Origin of the sequence: Actinomadura rubrisoli (genome assembly GCF_004349215.1) — a bacterium.
GTDB classification, from domain to species: Bacteria; Actinomycetota; Actinomycetes; order Streptosporangiales; family Streptosporangiaceae; genus Spirillospora; species Spirillospora rubrisoli.
In genome coordinates, this window is sequence record NZ_SMKU01000026.1 from 18,002 (window position 1) to 36,791 (window position 18,790).

Below are 18,790 nucleotides of genomic sequence, written 5' to 3' on the forward strand. Positions count from 1 at the left end.
GGCGTGACATCAGAACACCGGGAGAAGGCGCATGCAGGCCACGCACTTGGACCCGGTCAGCCGCGCTCGGCCGCGCCGCGGGCCGCCTCGCCCGCGCGGCGATCCCCGAAGCGATCACCGCCACCCCGCACGCCCACCGCCCGGCGCGCCCCCGCGCCGGGCGCGCGGCGTGAGCCCCGGCGTCTCGCTTTCGTGCCGGTTTACGCGGCGCCGAAATCGTCGCTCCCCCGATCGGGGGGTAGACGCTTCGACGGCCGCCGGGCAGGACGAACACGAGCAAGATCAATATTTGACGTCACACCGTCCCGAAATGGAATGATCTTGCAGTTGCTGGCAAAACGATTCATCACATGTCGAGGAGGACAGCCGTGCTGGATGCGGTCGACGCCGTGCTCGTCCGCGAGCTCCAGCGGGATGGCAGGGCGACGTTCCAGGCGCTCGCCGACCGCGTCGGGCTTTCCCGCACGGCCGTGCGGGCGCGGGTGCAGAACCTTCTCGAAACCGAGGTCGTCCGCGTCGTCGGCATTGTGCACGCCGCCGTGGTCGGCGCAGAGGCGATCGGGCACGTCTCGGTCACCGTCGAGGGTTCGGCGAGGGAGGTGGCCGGAGCCATCGCCGAGCACCCGGCGGTCAGCTTCACCGCGCTGACCGCCGGCCCCTACGACCTGGTCGCGCAGGTGCGCACCCGCGACGACACCGCGCTCGCGGCCGAGGTGGACCACATCAGGTCCATACCCGGCGTGCGCGCGGCGGAGGTGTTCCGTTCGGTCTCCACCGTGCGCGATACGCACGCGGTGGTTCGGGAGCTCGGCGAGGTCACCCTCGACGACATCGACTGGCGGCTCCTCCAGGAGTTGCAGCGCGACGGCCGCGCCCCCTACACCAGGCTCGCCAACATCATCGGCCTGTCGCAGGCCGCCACCCGGGCCCGGGTGGTCAGGCTCATGCGCACGGGCGTCATCCAGGTCACCGGCCTGGCCGATCCGCTGGCCCTCGGCGCCGCCGAGCTCGGCGGCTTCGGCCTGGTGGTGACCGGCGGGCTGCGGAAGGTCGCCGAGGCGGTGGCCGCCCAGGAGGGCATCCGCTACCTGGCGACCGGGTTCGGCCGCTACGACATCGTCGGGCAGGCCGAGGCCGCCTCCCGCGGGGAGCTCGTCGAGGTCCTGGACGCCATCCGGTCCGTCCCCGGCGTGACGGTGCGCGAGTCCTGGCACCACCTGGACGTGGTGAAGGAGTCCTACGCGGTCGAACTCCCCGAGAGACCCCTGAACGGGCAGTAGAAGGGCGCCTCGGTCACGGTGCGCACCGTGGCCGAGGCAGGCACGCCCTCCTCACCGCGCCCTGAACACGGCGCACTGAACACGGCGCCTTGAACACGGCGGCCTGCCCGCGGCGTCCTGCGACACGGCGCCCTAGTCCCGGTGCAGGGCGACCTCTTCCAGGTCGAGCTCGTGCATGACGCGGTCGAGCACCTCGTCGTCGATGCGCCGCTCGTCCCGCATCCGGACGAACACGCGCCGCTCCGCCGACAGCATCTCCCGCCGCAGCCGCCGGTAGGTCGCCGTCGGGACCTCCTCGCCCTCCGGGCCCGTCCCGCCGCCGAGCCGCTCCCACGCCCGCAGCTGCCGGTGCTCGGCCAGCTCCCGCAGCCGCGTCACGACCGACTCGTCCAGTTCCTCCTCGGCGTTCAGCTCCTCCAGCCGCTCCAGCGCGGCCTGCGCGGCGGCGTGCTGGGCGCCCGCCTCCGCCACGGTGTCGGTGTAGCGCTCCCGGTCGCTGCCCACGCGCAGCACGCGGATCAGCATCGGGAACGTCAGCCCCTGCACCAGCAGCGTCCCGAGGACGGTCGTGAACGTGAGGAAAAGGATCAGGTCGCGGCCCGGGAACGGCTTGTCGTCCGAGGTCACGAATGGGATCGCGAACGCGGCGGCCAGCGACACCACCCCGCGCATCCCCGCCCACGACACGATGACCCGGCCGCGCCAGCCGATTCCGCTGTCCTTCTCGCGCGCCCGTTTCGACACCCATACCGGGATGTAGGACGCGGGGAACACCCACACGAACCGCGCGGCGACGGTCACCGCGAAGATCGCGACGGCCCATCCGGCCAGCTCCGTCCAGCCGCGCTGGGACAGCCCGTCGATCACCGGTGGCAGCTGGAGCCCGATCAGCAGGAACACCACCGTCTCCAGGACGAAGACCATGACCTTCCAGAACGAGCGCCCGATCAGCCGCGTCACGGCGGGCGACTCGGTGAACCGGTGGCCCAGGTACAGCCCGCTGACCACCACCGCGATGACCCCGGACGCGTGGACCGTCTCGGCGATCAGGTAGGCGGCGAACGGGGCCGCGAGCGCCACGCCGTTCTCCACGAGCGGATCGTCCAGCCGGGTCCGCAGCCAGTGCAGCGGCGGCCCGAGCAGCAGGCCCACCGCCGCCCCGGCGAGCGCCGCGAACAGGAAGCGCAGCGCGCCGTCGGCGAGGGTGAAGCCCGCGCCCGTCGCCGCGATGACCGCCACCCGGAACGCCGTCAGCGCCGTGGCGTCGTTGAACAGGCTCTCGCCGACCAGCACCGTCACCGCCCGGCGCGGCAGGCCGAGGCGCTGCGCCACGCTCACCGCCGCGACCGCGTCCGGCGGCGCCACGATCGCGCCGAGCACGAACGCCGCCGACAGCGGCAGCCCGGGCACCAGCAGGTGCGCGGTGTACCCGACGGCGAAGGTGGTGAACAGCACCAGCCCCACCGACAGCAGCGCGATCGACCGGACGTTCTCGCGCAGGTTGTAGTAGGAGCTCTGCCACGCCGCCGAGAACAGCAGCGGCGGCAGGAACACATACAGCACGAACTCGGGGTCGAGCTCGAACTCCGGCACGCCCGGCACGAACGAGAGCAGCAGCCCCGCGATCACCAGGACCAGCGGCGCCGACAGCCCGAGCCGCCGCGCCGCCGCGGCCACCGTCAGGGCGCTGACCGGCACGGCCAGCAGCCACAGCGCCTGCGTCGTCTCCACCTGCCAGATCATGGCATGACCGGCCCGGGACCGGGCGCCTCCGGTGCCGGTCAGGACCGGTCGGCGCCGGTCAGTGGTGGTCGCGGCCCCGGGACTCGCGGGCGGTCTCCTTGGCGAACGCCAGGAAGTCGCGGGCCGCTGGGGGCAGCCGCCGGTGGGCGTGGACGAGGCCGATCATCCGGGTGATCGGCGGCATGAACGACCGGACGGCCACGCCCTCGGTGTCGTCCAGCTGGTTGCGGTACCACAGCAGCGAGCCCATGCCGGCGCGGACCCAGCCCAGCCAGGAGCCGCGCTCGTCGGACTCCACCGCGGCGACCGGGGTGGCGCCGATGCGCCGCAGCATGGTGTCGATCTCCAGGCGGCGGGGGCTGCCGCGGGCGGGCAGGACGAGGCGCATGCCGTCCAGCGCGTTCAGGGGCACCGGCTCGCGCACCTTCAGGGCGGGCGGGGAGATCAGCACGACCTCGCGCTGCTCGAACGGGTGCGCGGCCATGTCGCCGGGCACGGGCAGGTCGGTGAGCGCGAGGTCGGCGCGGCCGGCGCGCACGGCGGCCGCGACCTGGTCGCGGCCGTCGCAGCGGACGACGCGGACGCGGACGGCCGGCTGGTCGCGGGCGAAGCGGGGGATGAGCCGCCCGGTCAGCTCCGGCTCCAGCGAGGAGGTGGTGGCGATGCGCAGGTCCGTGCCGCGCTGCCCGTTGGGACGGGCGCCGGACATCCCCTCGATCGCCTCGACGGCGTCCAGCGCGACCCGGGCCTGCCGGACGACCTGCTCGCCGATCGTGGTGAGGACGACGCCGCGCCCGGACCGGGCGAACAGCTCGACGCCGAGTTCGCGCTCCAGCTCCCGGACGGCCCTGGACAGGGCGGGCTGGGCGACATAGAGAGCCTGGGCCGCCGACGTCATCGTGCCGTGGTCGGCGGTCGCCACGACGTAGCGCAGCTGCCGCAGATTCATGTCTTGACCGTATGACAACGAGGGGATGCGGTCTTGGACATAGCCGGAATCGGACCGGAGATTTCCCCATTCTCACCGCGATGACCTGGTGATCAAGGACGGTGAGGGGTCAGGCGGCGCCCGCCCTGGGGGCGGGGACGGTCTCCGCTTCGGGCTGGAGCTGCGGGGCGCCGACGCCGCAGTGGCTCTTGCACTGCGGCTCAGTCACCTCGCCGCCGGGGGCGCGGAGCGCGTCGTCGCCGACGGTCAGGAAGCTCAGCACGGCACCGGCCGCCAGCAGCGCGGCGCAGATCACCATGGCGAGCCGGAACCCGCCCGAGAAGTCGCCCGGGTCGTCGTAGGCGTCCCCGGTCAGCCCGGCCAGCGGCGGGATCGCCGCGACCGCGAGCAGCCCGGCGGCCCGCGCCACCGCGTTGTTGACGCCGCTGGCCACGCCCGCGTGCCGCTCGTCGGCGGTGGCGAGGACGGTCGCGGTCAGCGGCGCGACCACCGCCGCGAGGCCGAGCCCGAACACGATCACGGCGGGCAGGATTGTCCACGCGTAGGAGGCGTCCTTGCCGATCCGGCTGACCAGCACCATCCCGCCGGCGGCGACGAGCAGCCCCGCCGTCATGGGCAGCCGGGGCCCGATCTTCTGCGCGACCGCGCCCGCCCGCGCCGACAGCAGCAGCATCAGCGCCGTGACTGGCAGCAGCGCCGTCCCGGCGGCGATGGGCGAGAACCCGCCGACCACCTGGAGGTTGAGGACGAACAGGAAGAACATGACGCCCATCCCGCCGTACACCACGAACGTGACGACGTTGACGGCGGAGAACTGCCGCGAGGCGAACACCTCCAGCGGCAGCATCGGCTGCGGCGCCTCCCGCCGCGACCGGGTGCCCGGCAGGCGCCGGCCCTTGCCGCGGGACCGCTCCACCAGCACGAACACGACGGCGGCCGCCACCCCCGCGACGGCGGCGGCGCCCACCAGCGCCGGGGCGGTGGTGCCGGCGGGCGCCTCGGTGAGCGCGTAGGTCGTCCCGGCGAGGGCGAGCGCGGCCAGCGCCGCCCCCAGCACGTCGAAGCGCCCGTGCGCGCCCGGGTCGAGGCTCTCGGGGACGTGCCGCACCGCCACCAGCACCACGATCACGGCGAGCGGGACGTTGAGCAGGAACACCCAGCGCCATCCCGCCGCCTCGACCAGCCAGCCGCCCGCGAACGGCCCGACCGCCCCGGCGACGCCGCCCAGGCCCGACCAGGCGCCGACCGCGCGCGGCCGGTCGTCGGCCGCGAACGACGCCTGGATGATCGCCAGCGAGCCCGGCGTCAGCAGCGCCCCGCCGACGCCCTGCAGCGCCCGCGACGCCACCAGCATGCCGACGTCCTGCGCGGCGCCGCACAGCACCGACGCGACCGCGAACCACACGACGCCGACCAGGAAGATCCGCCGCCGGCCGTAGCGGTCGCCCAGCGAGCCTCCGAGCAGGATGAACCCCGCGAGCGTGAGCGTGTAGGCGTTGACCGTCCACTGGAGCCCGGCCATGTCGGCGTCCAGGTCGCGCGCCAGCCTCGGCAGCGCCACGTTGACCACCGTGGCGTCGAGCATGGCCACGCTCGACCCGAGCACGGTCGCCAGCAGGATCCAGCGCCCCGGGCCGGTGCTCAACCGGACGTCGGCCATTACACGATCAGATCATCGACGAAGCACCAGCGCCAGTCCTCACCGGGCTCGAACGACCGGACGATCGGGTGCCCCTCGTTCTTGTAGTGCGCCGTCGCGTGCCGCATCGGAGAGGAGTCGCAGCAGCCCACGTGGCCGCAGCTCAGGCACAGCCGCAGATGGACCCACCGGGTGCCCTCCTCCAGGCACTCCTGGCACCCCTGCGGGGTGCGCGGATCCGGGTCCTGGGCCGGGATCGACCGCACATGCTCACACGTTGCCATGCGTGCATCGTCGCACGCCGGAGGCCGTTTGATCACGACCGGCCCGCGCGGTCACCAGTGATCGGGGCTGAACGGCTCGTCCTCGGGACGCGCCGACTCCGACAGCAGCCGCAGGTCCGACTCGACCATCATCGTCACCAGGGCCTCGAAGCCGATCCGGGGCTCCCAGCCGAGCTGCTCGCGGGCCCGCTTCGGGTCGGCGCACAGCAGGTCCACCTCCGCCGGGCGGGTGTACTGCTCGTCCAGGACGACGTGGTCCTCCCAGTCCAGGCCCGCCGTCCGGAACGCGAAGTCCACCAGCTCCCGCACCGACTGGGTCCGGCCCGTCCCGATGACGTAGTCCACGGGGGCGTCCTGCGCCAGCATCAGCCGCATCGCGCGGGCGTAGTCGCCGGCGTAGCCCCAGTCGCGCCGCGCGTCGAGGTTGCCCAGGCGCAGCTCGGTGGCGAGGCCCAGCCTGATGCGGGCCGCGCCCAGCGACACCTTCCGCGTGACGAACTCCGCCCCGCGGCGCGGCGACTCGTGGTTGAACAGGATCCCGCTGACCGCGAACATCCCGTACGACTCGCGGTAGTTCTGCGTGATGTAGTGCCCGTAGCTCTTGGCGACCCCGTACGGGCTGCGCGGGTGGAACGGCGTCCGCTCGTTCTGCGGCGTCTCCCGGACCATCCCGAACATCTCCGAGGAGGACGCCTGGTAGAAGCGGATCTGCGCCCGCCCGGGCGTGCGGGACGGGCTGATGCCCGACACCACCCGGATCGCCTCCAGCATCCGCAGCACGCCCATCCCGGTCACCTCGGCGGTGAGCTCGGCCTGCTGCCACGACATCGGCACGTAGGAGATGGCGCCCAGGTTGTAGACCTCGTCGGGCTGGACGCGCTCCACCGCGGAGATCAGGCTGCCCTGGTCCAGCAGGTCCCCGGTGGTGATCCGCACGTCGCCGATGTGCTTGCGCAGCCGGGACACGTGGGGGTTGGCCTGGCCGCGCACCAGACCCCACACCTCGTACCCCTGCTCAAGCAGATGCTCGGCCAGGTACGAGCCGTCCTGCCCGGTGATGCCGGTGATGAGTGCTCGCCTGGACAGCGGATCCTCCATGGCTGAATAGGTCGGGCCCGCCGCGCACGGGAGCCGCGGCGAGCGTGGCCTCTGAGGTTAGCGACCCCGTCCCGATGCTGACGAGGGAGGGCGACGTTTGAACCGAATTCGCTTCTGGTTCACAGGGGCCGCACATCACCGCAGGTACGCGGGCGGCCGGATGGAGCGGCCGGGATCGAAACGACTACCGGGTCGTCGCTTCGCGCTGGCGGGCGCGGTAGGCGGCCACGTGCATGCGGTTGCCGCAGGTGCGGCTGTCGCAGTAGCGGCGGCAGCGGTTGCGCGACAGGTCGACCAGGACGCGCGAGCAGTCGGGCGCCTCGCAGGTGCGCAGCCGGTCGAGCTCGCCCGCCGCCACCACGTACGCCAGCGCCATGCCGCAGTCGGCCGCCAGGTGCTCGCCGACGGGCGCGCCCGGGGCGAAGTAGTGCACGTGCCAGTCATAGCCGTCGTGGTCGGTCAGGTGCGGGGTGGTGCGCACCTCGCCCACGATGTCGTTGACCAGCCGGACGGCGGTCGGAACGTCGGAGGCCCGGAACACGGCGTGGAACCGGTCGCGCAGGTCGATGGCGCGGGCCAGATCGGCCTCGGTGAGCTCCCCCACGTCGCTGAACAGGTTGCGCGCCACGAAGGAGCGCAGGCCGGGCAGTCCGCCGAGCTCCTCGACGCCGGAGGCGGCGCCGCCGGTGTTGATCAGGTCGACGACGACGGCGAGCGCCTGCTCGGTGTCATGAGTGAAGATCACGATGACTCCAGTCTCCGGGGGACCGGGGCGTGCTGCTCCTGGGGGTCTCCCCTGACCCCCCAGCGCGGTGCGGAGGTGGTCGTGCGCCCGGCAACGCCGCCGGGGCCGGAACGCGGCCCGGCCTCAACCATATGACGCGGAGAGCCCCCTTCCGCGCACACCCCGCCATGAATCGGGGGCGCTCCAGGCGCCCGCATCCTGCGGGAACGTTCCAGCATCGGCGGCGCCCGCCGCGCGTACCGGACGGCTTTCGGGACAGGATCAGGGCGTGGGGGAGGACCGGCTGTTCATCGTCTTCCTGGTCGTGGCCGTCGTGGTGCTGCTGGCCCGCGCGCTCGCCGGGCGGATCCGCGCGCCCGACGCGATCCTGCTGGTGCTGCTCGGCATGGCGGCCGGGTTCGTGCCCGCGCTGCCGCAGGTGGTCGTCTCGCCCGAGCTGGTGCTGTTCGGCTTCCTGCCGCCGCTGGTCTACCACGCGGCGTTCTTCACCGCGCCCCGCGAGGCCCGCGCCGACATCGTCCCGATCGTCACCCTGGCGTTCGGGCTCACCACCGTCACCACGGTCGCGGTCGCGGCCACGATCCACGCGCTGCTGCCCGGCCTCGGCTGGGCCGCCGCGCTGGCGTTCGGCGCGGCCGTCGCGCCCACCGACGCGGTCGCCGCCACCGCCGTCCTCCAGCGGCTCGGCGCCCCGGCGCGGCTGGTCACGATCCTGGAGGGCGAGAGCCTCATCAACGACGGCGTCGCGCTGACCATGTTCGGCCTCGCCGCCGAGGCCCTCGGCACCGGTTTCACGTTCGCCCACGGCGCCGGACGGCTCGCGCAGGTCGTCGTCGGGGGCGTGCTGTACGGGCTGGTCGTCGGCATCGCGATCCGCCGCTTCCGGCGCTCCATCCAAGACCCGATCAGCCAGATCATCGTGTCGCTGGTGACCCCGTACCTCGCCTACATCCCGGCGGAGAACTTCGGTGCCTCCGGCGTGCTGGCGACCGTGGTGGCGGGGTTCTCGATCGGCACGCACGGCGAGGGCGTCCTGCAGCCCGCGTCCCGCATGGTCGGCAACACGTTCTGGCGGATCCTGACATTCCTGCTGGAATCGGCGCTGTTCGTCCTGCTCGGCCTGGAGATCCGCGAGGTGCTCCGCCGGCCCGGCGGCCACACGTGGGGGGACGTGGCGCTGACGACCCTCGCGGTGTCGGGCGTCGTCATCGGCGTCCGGCTGCTCTGGGAGCTCGGCAACGGCCCGCTGGCGGACCTGGTGCCCGGCGGCCGGCGCAGCCGGGAGGGGCTCGGCCGGCGGCAGCGGATCGTGATCGGCCTCGGCGGGATGCGCGGCGCGATCTCGCTGGCCATCGCCCTGTCGCTGCCCGCCGCCGTCGGGCCCGAGCGCGGCGTGCTCGTCCTGCTCACCGCGCTCGTCGTGCTGGTCACGCTGATCGGCCAGGCGCCGCTGCTGCCCCTGCTGCTGCGCCGCTTCGGGCTCATCGAGTCGGACGAGCGCCGGCGCGAGGTGATGGTGGCGCGCAAGGCGGGCCTCCAGGCCGCGCTGGCCCGGCTGGACGAGCTGGCCGAGGAGGACGAGGTGGACGAGCGGACCGCCGAGGCGTTCCGGCAGATGCTGGAGGTCAGGCTGGACCGCGTCCGGTACTTCCTGGACCGCCAGGACGCCGACGGGAGGTCGCGGCCGCCGGGCGGCCGCCATGTCCGCACCGAGCTGGTGCGGGCCCAGCGCGCCAAGCTGACCGCCCTCTACCGCAAGGGCAGGATCGGGGCGGGCACGCTCCGCGAGGTCAGCCGCGAGCTCGACTTCGAGGACCCGGTGGTGATCAGGAAGAGCCGCTCATGAGGCCGGGGGAGGGGCGGCGTGCGCAGTGGGCCAGCGTGCGCACCGGATCAGCGCGCAGTGGGTCAGCGCGCGTAGTGGGGGTCGGCGACGACCGGGTAGAAGGCGTCCGCGTGCTGGACCCGCATCGTCACGATCGTCCCCTCCAGCGTGTAGTCCGCCTTCACCTGGCGGAACATCGAGTCGCTGGCCCACGGGTTGTACAGGCGCCCGACGGTCGCGCCGTAGCGCAGGTGGACGACGTCGTACCCGCCGGACGGCATCGACTCCAGCGCCAGGCCGTCGGGGAGGGAGACCGCGAAGCGGAACTCCGAGGGGGCGTCGGGGCCGTGGATGACCGTGAGCAGCCGAACCCCGTTGTCGGTCGTCTGCGCCACGATGTCGGTGTCGAGGTCCACGCCGACGAACACCCGCAGGCTCGGCCGCAGCACCTGCGCGACCGTGTCGGCCGCCGCCACGTCGATGCCGAAGTGCAGGCGCTGGCCGTCCTTGGTGGGCACCCAGACCCCGTCACGGGCGCGCTGCCCCCACGCGACGTCCGGGTTCTCCAGCTCCTGAGGCTCGTTCTTGCCCCGCGCCACGAGAATCCTGGAGGCGGCGTTCATCGCCGCGGCAGCCCCGTCCCGTGCATGCCTCATGGCGGGCCCCCTCGCCTTCTTTCATCACTTCCGTGACATCACGCTGTCTTGGGTTTACCACGGGTTGGCCCGGCAGGACGCCCCCTTGGCCCGCGGCCGGTTGGAACGCGTCGTTCGCCCCGTGCGTCGTTGGACCTTACACCACGCTTATACGCGCCGGTCGGGCGCATTACGCGCCCGCCGGGACGGGCGCGTGATAAGGGAGTGATCTACGCGGGGGCCGCCACGATTCGCAATGCGGATCTTCCGCTCCGTAATCGCCCGGGCCACCGGTCGTGCCCCGCGCGGCCGTCTTCGCAAGGGCGGCCGGGCCGCGGTCCGGTGGAAAATGCTTTGCGGCAGAATGCCGGATCATCGCATCCTTGAGCACGTCGGGAACGACGGGTTCGAAGGGGTGAGCCACCGGTTAGGCGGCTGGTCTCCAAAACCAGCGGAAAGTGGGTTCGACTCCCTCCGCCCCTGCTGAAAACGGTCGACGGGCTTGTGGTGTAACGGAAGCACACTTCCCTTGCAAGGAAGCGATCAGGGTTCGACTCCCTGCTGGTCCACGTGGTGATCGACGCCGGCGCATGTCGCGTCCGGCGCCCGAGGAGGGTTGGCCGAACGGTAAGGCAGCAGTTTCGAAAACTGACGTCGAGGTGAAACTCGAAGGGGTTCGACTCCCTTACCCTCCGCAATTCGATCGGCGCCGGGAACCGCCGCGGCCCGCGCGGGCTGCAGCGGTTCCCGGCGGTTCTCTTCCATTCCGCCGCCAGGAGAGGGTCAGGCGACCGCGGGCTGCCCCGCGGTCGCGTTCTCGGCGAGGTCGTCGAGGACCTCCCCGAGACGGTCCAGGGCGCCCGCGATCCACGGCAGGCCCGCCGGCGCGGGGGACGCCAGGGCCGCCAGTCGCTGCTCGTCGTCCTCCCCGTAGAGCAGGCTCGGCGCCACCCGCATGCGCAGGACCTCGGGGGCCTCGCCGAACGCGCTGCCCGGCAGTACGCCCACCCCGTACCGTTCCAGGAGCAGGCCGGTCAGGTCGGCCGCCGTCCGGACGCCGTGGTTCGCGCGCAGGCCGTCCCGCATCGGACCGAAGTCGGGATAGACGTAGAAGGCCGCTTCCGGCCGCGTGACCTCGGCCCCCGCCTCGGCGAACCGGGCCGCGACGGCGCCGGTGACCGCGGCGTGCAGGCGCCTGCTGCGGTCCACGTGCTCGACCAGCTCGGACGGCTCGGCGAACGCGTAGGCGGCGGCGTGCTGCATCGGCGCGGGGGCGCTCGACCAGATCTCGCTGGCCACGCCCAGCAGGCTGTCGCGCAGCGACCGTCCGAACGGGCCGTCCGGCAGCCGCGCCACCCCGATCCGCCACCCGCCCGCCGCCAGGTTCTTGCTCAGCGCGGTCGTCACGACGGTCCGCTCCGGCGCGAACCGTGCCGGGCTCGGCACCGCCCGGCCGGGGGCGTGCACCAGGTCCCGGTAGATCTCGTCCGAGATGACGACCAGGTCCAGGTCCCGCGCGACCGAGCAGAGGCGGCGGACGGTGTCCTCCGAGGCGAGCGTGCCCGTCGGGTTGTCGGGCAGGGTCACCACGACGGCCCGGACGGTACGCCCCTCGGCGCGCGCCCGCACGACGGCGTCGGCGAGCAGCGCCGGGCTGGGCACGCCGCCCTCCCCGCGCGGGGTGGCCACCCGGATGGGCCGGGCGCCCACCAGCGACGTCTGCGCCGCGTAGGTCACCCAGCTCGGCGTCGGCACGACCACGTCCCCGCCGAGCGACAGCAGGAGGGCGAACAGCAGCGGCTTGCTGCCCGGCCCGCAGACGACCACCGAGGGGTCGGTGGGCAGCCCGCGGCGGCTCCAGTAGCCGGCCGCGGCCGCGCGCAGGACGGCGGACCCGGCGACGGGCCCGTACGCGCCGCGGGCCGCCGCGGCCTCAAGTTCGCGGGTCAGGGCGGGATGGATCGGGATCCCGGCCTCCCCGAAGCCGAGCGGCAGCACGCGCACCCCCTGCCTTCGCTTCCGGGCGATCGCCTCGTTCACGGCGAGCGTCGCGGACAGCGGTACCGGACGCGGAGAGAAGGACAGCGGCCGGGCCGGGGCGGACGTGGTCTGGGCGGGCATCGACGCTCCAAGGCATGCGAAAGGGCAGGTGAGATGACAGCGGGTGACGCAAAGGACCCCTGGGTGACCCGGCCGGGTTCGCTTAATGCTTACCCGCTTCAAGCATCATCACAAGCTAGTCTCATCGATGGAGACCATAAGGTGGACTGATGCTAGAGCTGCGCCGCCTGCGGCTGCTCGCCGAATTCGCCCGCCGCGGCAGCATCGCCGCGACCGCCGCCGCCCTCGGCTACACCCCCTCGGCCGTCTCCCAGCAGCTGGCCGCGCTGGAGCGGGAGGCCCGCATCCCGCTGCTGGACCGCACCGCCCGCAGCGCCGAGCTGACCGACGCCGGGCGCCGCCTCGCGGTCCGCGCCGAGGAGATCCTCGCCCTCGTCGAGACGGCCGAGGCGGAGCTGTCGGCCCAGGCCGACACCCCCATGGGCCGCGTGGTGGTCACCGCGTTCCCGACCGCCGCCGTCGCGTTCGCCCCGGCGCTGGCCCAGAGCCTCGGCGACCATCCGGGCCTGACGTTCGTCCTGCGGCAGACCCGCCCCGGGGACGGCATCCGCCAGGTCCAGAACGGGGAGGTGGACATCGCGCTGATCGACGACTGGACCGGCAAGGTCCCCGACCAGTCGCCCGCCGCGCTGGAGTTCTTCCACCTGCTCCGCGACCCGCTGGTCCTGGTCGTCCCCGCCTCGCACGCCATGTCGGACCCGGAGCGGCCCGTCCGGCTGCACGACCTGCGGGACGAGCCGTGGATGGCCGCGCCGCCCGGCGAGCCCTCCCGGCAGGCCGTGGAGCGCCTGCTGGACACCGTCGGCGGCGCCCGTCCCGTCCCGTGGGAGTTCGAGGGCCTGCACACGATCCTGAGCCTGGTGGCGCGCGGCATCGGCATCACCGCCGTCCCCGCGCTGGCGCTCGCCGCCGGGGACCAGGACGTGGCGGTGCGCCGCATCCCCGAGTGCACCCTGGCCCGCGAGGTCTACGCCGTCACCCGGACGGCGAGCGTGCGCAGGCCGTCCGTCGCGGTCACGCTGCGCGCCATCTACGCCGCCGCCCGCGACACCCAGCCGTCCCCGCCCGAGGGCTGACCCCCGCGTCCGGGCGCCGGGTGCGTCAAGTAGTTTCCGCAGCTCACCAGGGGTACTAATCGCATTCAGCGGGTCGTGGACCCCCGCCGCCCGACGCCTGGGACGGTGCGTCCGCGGTCGTGCGGCCGCGGCCGTGCGCGCCTCCCACAACCATTGACTCGTCGTCCGAGAAAGGGAGGTGGAGGGGGTTCACCGATCCCGGCTTTGGCCGCATCCGGCCGCCACCCGTACTCCGGGCGGTGCGGAGCCGAACCAACCGGCAAACGCGCGGGCTTCCGTCCCAAAGGGGGTGGGCCCGCGCCGGGCATCACGTACCGTGGGGCGAATCGTGACCACCTTTTCCGATACCAGGCACACCGATCGGGGAGCGCAGCGCTCGATGCAACGACCGGCGACCAGACCCGCGGAAGCGTCCGAGAAGGCGGCCCTGCCCGCGCCCCGGCCATCCGCCGGGGACGAGCCGGGCGGAGGTCATCACGCGTTCGAGCTCCCCCGGGTGACGGCCCTGCTCATGCACGCGCTGCCGCGCTTCGTCGAGGGGGTCATCGCCCCCGTCGCGGTCTTCTACGCCGCGCTCGTGCTCCTCGGGCTGAACGGGGCGCTCATCGCCGCCGTCGCCTGGGTGTACGGCGGCATCATCTACAGGTACGTGCGCGGCCACCCCGTCTCCGGGATGCTGCTGCTGGCCGCGGTCGGCGTCACCGTCCGGGCGGTGCTGGCGGCGGCCACGCACAGCGCGGTCGTCTACTTCCTCCAGCCGACCCTGGGCACGCTCCTGGTGAGCATCTCGTTCCTGGCCTCGGTCCCGCTGCGGCGCCCGCTGGCCAAGAAGCTCGCCAAGGACATGGCGCCGATCCCCGAGGCGTTCCTCCAGCACGCCAGGGTCCACCAGTTCTTCCTGCGCATCTCGCTGCTGTGGTCGATGGTGCTGTTCGCCAACGTCCTCATCAGCCTGTGGATGCTGTTCAACGAGTCGCTCGGCATGTACCTGTGGGTCCGCACCGGCCTGGTCGCCGGGCTGGGCGCGATCGGTGTCGGCGTCTCGGTCTGGGGCTTCAAGCGCTGCGTCCGCCGCGTCAACGGCGAGCCCGCCCGGGCCTGACGCCGCGGGTCCGGGCAGTTCAGGACGGTCGAGTCCGAACTTTTCCCCGGTTGGGGCCATCTCTCTTAGTCAGATAGATTTCACCAGCACGGGTGAATCTTGGAACTTGGGGGAGTTTGTGCGGGTCAAGGGGCGTTTCGGGCTTGTGGTGACCGGTGGTGCGGGCGCGATGGCGATCCTCGCGGCCGGCTGTAGCGGCGGCGGCAAGGGCGAGCTGGCCTCGGGGGAGTCGGGCACCCCGGTCACGATCACCCCCGCCAACGGGACCGCCCAGGTCAAGCCGGACGGGACGATCGAGGTCAAGGCGTCGCGCGGCAAGCTGGAGAAGGTCACCGTCCAGGGCGACAAGGGCGCGGCCGTCACCGGGCGGCTCGCCGCCGACCGCAAGTCGTGGCGCTCCGCCCGGACCCTGGCGCCCGGCGCGTCCTACACGGTCACCGCGCAGGGCCGCGACGACGGCAAGACCAGCACGGTGACCAGCGCGTTCACCACCCTGAAGCCGTCCAAGACGCTGTCGATCACCGACGTCACCCCGAACCTGAAGGGCGAGAAGGTCGGCGTCGGCATGCCGATCATCCTGCGGTTCAACCGCCCGGTCGCCGACAAGGCCGCCGTGGAGCGGGTCCTGAAGGTCACGCCGGACAAGCCGGTCGAGGGCGCCTGGCGCTGGATCGGCTCCGACCAGGTCATCTACCGGACGAAGACGTACTGGCAGCCGCACCAGACGGTGCGCTTCCAGGCGGACCTGGCGGGGGTGAACGCGGGCGGCGGCGTCTACGGGGCCAAGGACGTCCAGCAGACCCTCACGATCGGCGCCGCGCAGATCACCACCGGCAGCATCAGCGGCCACCACATGACCGTCAAGCGGGACGGGCGGAAGCTGCGGACGATCCCGTTCAGCGCCGGGAACGGCCAGACCCGCGAGTTCACCACCACCAGCGGCGTCCACCTGCTGATGGAGAAGGGCAGCCCGGTCACGATGATCTCCCCGGGCCGCAAGGAGGGCGACCCCGGCTACTACAAGACCGTGGTCAACTACGCGGTCCGCTTCTCCAACAGCGGCGAGTACGTGCACTCGGCGCCCTGGTCGGTCGGGTCGCAGGGATCGGCGAACGTCAGCCACGGCTGCCTGAACGTCAGCCCCGCCGACGCGAGCTGGTTCTACCGGATCATGCAGCGCGGCGACGTGCTCAAGCTCACCGGCAGCGACCGCGAGGTCGAGTGGGACAACGGCATGAGCTACTGGCAGTTGCCGTTCGAGAAGTGGAAGCGGGGCAGCGCGCTGTCCTGAGGCGTCCCTTGCAACGCTTTGATCTCGGACGACCGGCAAAACCCCAAGTCGGGGCGTGATCGCCGACTTTTGTCGCTAATGTCTCCCTGATAGGCGGGCGGGGTTTCTGGAGGTAGTGGTGCAGCGGAGGGTGACCGCAGGGGTTCGTACCGGGGCGGGGCTCGCGGGAGCGGTGCTGCTCTTGGCGACGGCCTGCTCCGGGGGAGAGAAGGACGACGGGGTCACCGTCGGCGGCAAGGGCGACTCGGCGGCCCCCCAGGTGACGGTCAACCCCGGCAACGGGGACGGCAAGGCCAGGCCGGAGGCGGGCGTCGTCGTCACCGCCACGGGCGGGACCCTGGAGCAGGTGACCGTCACGCTCAAGGGCAAGCCGGTCGACGGCGCGATGTCCGCGGACAAGACGAGCTGGAGGTCGCGCACGCTGCGCCCCGGCGCGCAGTACGCGGTCGCCGCCGTCGCCAAGAGCCCCAAGGGCAAGTCGACGACGGTGAACGCCAAGTTCGCCACCCTCAAGGCGGCGGCCGAACTGGACATCGCCGACGTCAGCCCGACCAAGGGCGAGAAGGTCGGCGTCGGCATGCCGATCATCGTCACCTTCAACCGCGCCGTCGGCGACCGCAAGGCCGTCGAGCGCGCGCTGGAGGTCAAGTCGACCAAGCCCGCGACCGGCGCGTGGTTCTGGGTGAGCGACACCCAGGTGATCTTCCGCACCAAGAACGGCGCGTACTGGCAGCCGAACCAGTCGGTCACCTTCACCGCGAAGCTGGCGGGCGTCAAGTCGGGCAAGAAGACCTACGGCATGACCGACTACACGCGCAAGTTCCGCATTGGCGACGCGCACATCATCAACGTGAGCACCAAGACGCACCGGCTCGTCGTCAAGAAGAACGGCAAGAAGGTCAAGTCCTGGGGGATCAGCGCCGGCCGCGGCGGCCGCGTCGTCAACGGCGTCGACACCTACCTGACCACCAGCGGCATCCACCTGACCATGGGCAAGGAGAATCCGGCGATCATGACGTCGGAGTGGATGGGCGTCAAGCCGGACGACAAGAAGAACGGCGGCTACAAGGAGATCATCCCGCACGCGGTGCGGATCTCCAACAGCGGCGAGTACATCCACTCGATGGCCGGCACCGTGTGGGCGCAGGGCCGCCAGAACGTCAGCCACGGCTGCCTCAACTCCCCGCCCGCCGCCGCCCAGTGGTTCTACAACTGGTCCTACCGCGGCGACCCGGTCATCATCACCGGCACCAAGCGCGGCCTCCCCTGGAACAACGGCTGGTCCTTCTACGAGATGCCGTGGAAGAAGTGGGTCAAGGGCAGCGCCCTCGACCAATCGGTGACCACAGCCTGACCACCACCGCACGCCCGCGGTCCGCCCCGTGCGGCCGCGGGCGACGCGCCGTTCACGTGGTGACTATCTGCGATGATTTCATTACCATCGGTGCAGAAGCGGCATACCTCTAGGTAATGGACAACCCTCTGGCGTCGCTATATGTCGGTCGGTTGCCATATTGTTACTCTCTGTGGAGAAAGGTGATTCCAGAGGACCATCCGAGGGGTGCTTCGCGATCAATCGCTTCGACAGCACAGTCATCCTGCTGTTTCCAGGGTCGACAAGTGATCCGCGCCCCGGTGCGCTGCGGACGCTGGTCGGCGAACGTGCGGGAGCGCAGGAGATTCTCGACGTTGTCCGAGGCGTGGCGGCGGAGTTCGAATGCGGCGACGACCTCCTGGCCCTCCTGGACGGCAAGGAGCGCGAAAGCTCCGCAGCGGAAGGTCTTTCGCCGGCGCCGCGGTATCTGCTCCAGTTCGCCGCGGCGCTGATCGCGGATGCCGCATGGTCGGCCCGGGGAGGGGAGCCCGCGGCCCGCGTAGGGCACAGCATGGGAGAGATCGCCGCTCTGACCGCGGCGGGAGCTCTGAGCATCGAGGATGGCGCCCGGCTGATCTGCCTGCGCGTCCGCGCCCTGGAGAAGGACTACCGGCAAGGCGGCATGCTGGCGCTCGGGACGCGGGCCGACCGGGCCCGGGCCGTGACGGCGGCCGTCGACGACCCGCGCCTGGCCGTCGCGTGTGAGAACGCGCCACGGCAGACGGTGATCAGCGGGCCCTCCGGCGCCCTGGAACCGGTGATCGCGGTCTGCGGCGCCCTGGGGGTGCGGTGCACACCGATCGACGCGCCGTACGCCTATCACAATCGGCGTCTGGCGCCGGCGGCCGCGGCGCTCACCGACTCGGCCCGGCACCTTCGGCGGCGGCCGCCGCGCGGCGTGGTCTGCTCGCCGACCTTGGGCCGGGATGTCACGGCCGCCGACGATCCTGTCGCCGTGGTCGCCGAGGCGCTGACACGCCCGGTCATGTTCGCCGAGGCGATTCGCCGCCTGCACGCTGCCGGCGCGCAAACATTCGTCGAATGCGGTCCGGGCCGGGTCTTGGCCCGTTGTGTGGAGGCGACCGTTCCCGATGTGCACACGGAGTCCTCGCTGGAGCCGGACCGGAGATCGGCCGGGCCGCCGCCTACTCCGAAGTCGGAGCCGCCCACTCCAGCGACAGAGCCGCCCACTCCAGCGACAGAGCCGCCCACTCCAGCGGCAGAGCCGCCCACTCCAGCGACAGAGCCGGCCACCCCAACGCCGGAGCCGGCCGCTTCAACGCCGGAGCGGGCCGCTCCGAAGCCGGAGCCGGCCGCTTCCCCGGACCCGCGGGCGGCCGCGCATCCGACAGATAGACGACAGGACATCCTGCGGGAGCTGCGCGAGATGTACGCGGCCAGGCTCGGCTACCCGCCCGAGGCGCTGGCCGAGGACGCCGAACTCGAAGTCGACCTGGGGGTCGACTCCATCAAGCAGGCCGAACTGCTCACCCGGGTCGGCGAGCAGTACGGCCTGCCCTCGCCGGCGGAGAACGCCCGGCTGAGCGACCTTCTCACCCTCGCCGATGTCGCCGACCTCGTCGCCGACCACCTCGACGACCCGGAACGGCCGGCCACATGAGGAGGT

The 18,790-nt window shown here is 72.3% G+C and carries 15 protein-coding genes and 3 tRNA genes; 10 read left to right on the plus strand and 8 right to left on the minus strand.

What is annotated here, in order from left to right:
• The first annotated feature begins 368 nt into the window (after positions 1-368).
• Positions 369-1,280, plus strand: a complete 912-nt coding sequence (locus E1298_RS08365; protein WP_131890703.1) for an Lrp/AsnC family transcriptional regulator — start codon at positions 369-371, stop codon at positions 1,278-1,280.
• 132 nt (positions 1,281-1,412) lie between these two features.
• On the opposite strand, the gene E1298_RS08370 is transcribed toward E1298_RS08365, so the two are convergent.
• The 6 genes from E1298_RS08370 to E1298_RS08395 form a co-directional block, all read right to left on the minus strand.
• Positions 1,413-3,011 carry a Na+/H+ antiporter gene (locus E1298_RS08370; protein WP_243725453.1) on the minus strand — a complete coding sequence of 533 codons (1,599 nt, stop codon included), beginning with the start codon at positions 3,009-3,011 and terminating at the stop codon, positions 1,413-1,415.
• Positions 3,012-3,081: 70 nt separating this feature from the next.
• Positions 3,082-3,972 (minus strand): LysR family transcriptional regulator, encoded by an 891-nt coding sequence (locus E1298_RS08375; protein ID WP_131890709.1) that lies wholly within the window; start codon positions 3,970-3,972, stop codon positions 3,082-3,084.
• A gap of 109 nt (positions 3,973-4,081) precedes the next feature.
• Positions 4,082-5,632 carry an MFS transporter gene (locus tag E1298_RS08380; protein ID WP_131890712.1) on the minus strand — a complete coding sequence of 517 codons (1,551 nt, stop codon included), beginning with the start codon at positions 5,630-5,632 and terminating at the stop codon, positions 4,082-4,084.
• Positions 5,632-5,895 (minus strand): ubiquitin carboxyl-terminal hydrolase 14, encoded by a 264-nt coding sequence (locus E1298_RS08385; RefSeq protein WP_131890715.1) that lies wholly within the window; start codon positions 5,893-5,895, stop codon positions 5,632-5,634. The genes E1298_RS08380 and E1298_RS08385 overlap by 1 nt, the downstream gene beginning before the upstream one ends.
• A 51-nt stretch (positions 5,896-5,946) precedes the next feature.
• The gene (locus E1298_RS08390) at positions 5,947-6,981 is read right to left on the minus strand and encodes a GDP-mannose 4,6-dehydratase (RefSeq protein WP_131890752.1); all 1,035 of its coding nucleotides are present in this window, start codon (positions 6,979-6,981) and stop codon (positions 5,947-5,949) included.
• Positions 6,982-7,177: 196 nt separating this feature from the next.
• Positions 7,178-7,738 (minus strand): CGNR zinc finger domain-containing protein, encoded by a 561-nt coding sequence (locus E1298_RS08395; protein WP_131890717.1) that lies wholly within the window; start codon positions 7,736-7,738, stop codon positions 7,178-7,180.
• A 268-nt stretch (positions 7,739-8,006) separates the two neighbouring features.
• On the opposite strand from E1298_RS08395, the gene E1298_RS08400 reads away from it, so the two are divergent.
• Positions 8,007-9,584: a Na+/H+ antiporter gene (locus tag E1298_RS08400; RefSeq protein WP_131890720.1), complete on the plus strand. Its 1,578-nt coding sequence runs from the start codon at positions 8,007-8,009 to the stop codon at positions 9,582-9,584.
• A 62-nt stretch (positions 9,585-9,646) separates the two neighbouring features.
• On the opposite strand, the gene E1298_RS08405 is transcribed toward E1298_RS08400, so the two are convergent.
• A complete protein-coding gene (locus tag E1298_RS08405; protein WP_131890723.1) occupies positions 9,647-10,219 on the minus strand; it encodes a hypothetical protein in 573 nt (190 codons plus the stop codon).
• A 390-nt stretch (positions 10,220-10,609) separates the two neighbouring features.
• On the opposite strand from E1298_RS08405, the gene E1298_RS47930 reads away from it, so the two are divergent.
• The 3 genes from E1298_RS47930 (at position 10,610) to E1298_RS08415 (ending at position 10,893) form a co-directional block, all read left to right on the plus strand.
• Positions 10,610-10,681 (plus strand) — tRNA-Trp (locus tag E1298_RS47930).
• A 15-nt stretch (positions 10,682-10,696) separates the two neighbouring features.
• Positions 10,697-10,767 (plus strand) — tRNA-Ala (locus E1298_RS08410).
• Between the two features lie 41 nt (positions 10,768-10,808).
• Positions 10,809-10,893, plus strand: a tRNA-Ser gene (locus E1298_RS08415).
• An 88-nt stretch (positions 10,894-10,981) separates the two neighbouring features.
• Here E1298_RS08415 and E1298_RS08420 read toward each other — a convergent pair.
• Complete coding sequence (locus tag E1298_RS08420) at positions 10,982-12,319, minus strand: pyridoxal phosphate-dependent aminotransferase (RefSeq protein WP_131890725.1); 1,338 nt, start codon at positions 12,317-12,319, stop codon at positions 10,982-10,984.
• A 149-nt stretch (positions 12,320-12,468) separates the two neighbouring features.
• Here E1298_RS08420 and E1298_RS08425 point away from each other — a divergent pair, with 149 nt between their 5' ends.
• The 5 genes from E1298_RS08425 to E1298_RS08445 all read left to right on the plus strand — a co-directional run bounded on the left by E1298_RS08425 (position 12,469) and on the right by E1298_RS08445 (position 18,784).
• Positions 12,469-13,395 carry a LysR family transcriptional regulator gene (locus E1298_RS08425; RefSeq protein WP_131890728.1) on the plus strand — a complete coding sequence of 309 codons (927 nt, stop codon included), beginning with the start codon at positions 12,469-12,471 and terminating at the stop codon, positions 13,393-13,395.
• Positions 13,396-13,774: 379 nt separating this feature from the next.
• Positions 13,775-14,497, plus strand: coding sequence for a VC0807 family protein (locus E1298_RS08430; protein WP_131890730.1), 723 nt, complete (start codon positions 13,775-13,777; stop codon positions 14,495-14,497).
• Positions 14,498-14,666: 169 nt separating this feature from the next.
• On the plus strand, positions 14,667-15,788 hold the full coding sequence (locus E1298_RS08435) for a L,D-transpeptidase (RefSeq protein WP_243725454.1): 1,122 nt from the start codon (positions 14,667-14,669) through the stop codon (positions 15,786-15,788).
• A 130-nt stretch (positions 15,789-15,918) separates the two neighbouring features.
• Positions 15,919-17,142, plus strand: a complete 1,224-nt coding sequence (locus E1298_RS08440; protein WP_131890732.1) for a L,D-transpeptidase — start codon at positions 15,919-15,921, stop codon at positions 17,140-17,142.
• Between the two features lie 346 nt (positions 17,143-17,488).
• A complete protein-coding gene (locus E1298_RS08445) occupies positions 17,489-18,784 on the plus strand; it encodes an acyltransferase domain-containing protein (RefSeq protein ID WP_131890735.1) in 1,296 nt (431 codons plus the stop codon).
• Positions 18,785-18,790 lie beyond the last annotated feature (6 nt).

Bases quoted from the DNA above. Each gene is read 5' to 3' on its own strand.
- E1298_RS08375 (WP_131890709.1), bottom strand. From the start codon at position 3,972: ATGAATCTGCGGCAGCTGCGCTACGTCGTGGCGACCGCCGACCACGGC.
- E1298_RS08380 (WP_131890712.1), bottom strand. From the start codon at position 5,632: ATGGCCGACGTCCGGTTGAGCACCGGCCCGGGGCGCTGGATCCTGCTG.
- E1298_RS08385 (WP_131890715.1), bottom strand. From the start codon at position 5,895: ATGGCAACGTGTGAGCATGTGCGGTCGATCCCGGCCCAGGACCCGGAT.
- E1298_RS08405 (WP_131890723.1), bottom strand. From the start codon at position 10,219: ATGAGGCATGCACGGGACGGGGCTGCCGCGGCGATGAACGCCGCCTCC.
- E1298_RS08420 (WP_131890725.1), bottom strand. From the start codon at position 12,319: ATGCCCGCCCAGACCACGTCCGCCCCGGCCCGGCCGCTGTCCTTCTCT.
- E1298_RS08425 (WP_131890728.1), top strand. From the start codon at position 12,469: ATGCTAGAGCTGCGCCGCCTGCGGCTGCTCGCCGAATTCGCCCGCCGC.
- E1298_RS08430 (WP_131890730.1), top strand. From the start codon at position 13,775: ATGCAACGACCGGCGACCAGACCCGCGGAAGCGTCCGAGAAGGCGGCC.
- E1298_RS08435 (WP_243725454.1), top strand. From the start codon at position 14,667: ATGGCGATCCTCGCGGCCGGCTGTAGCGGCGGCGGCAAGGGCGAGCTG.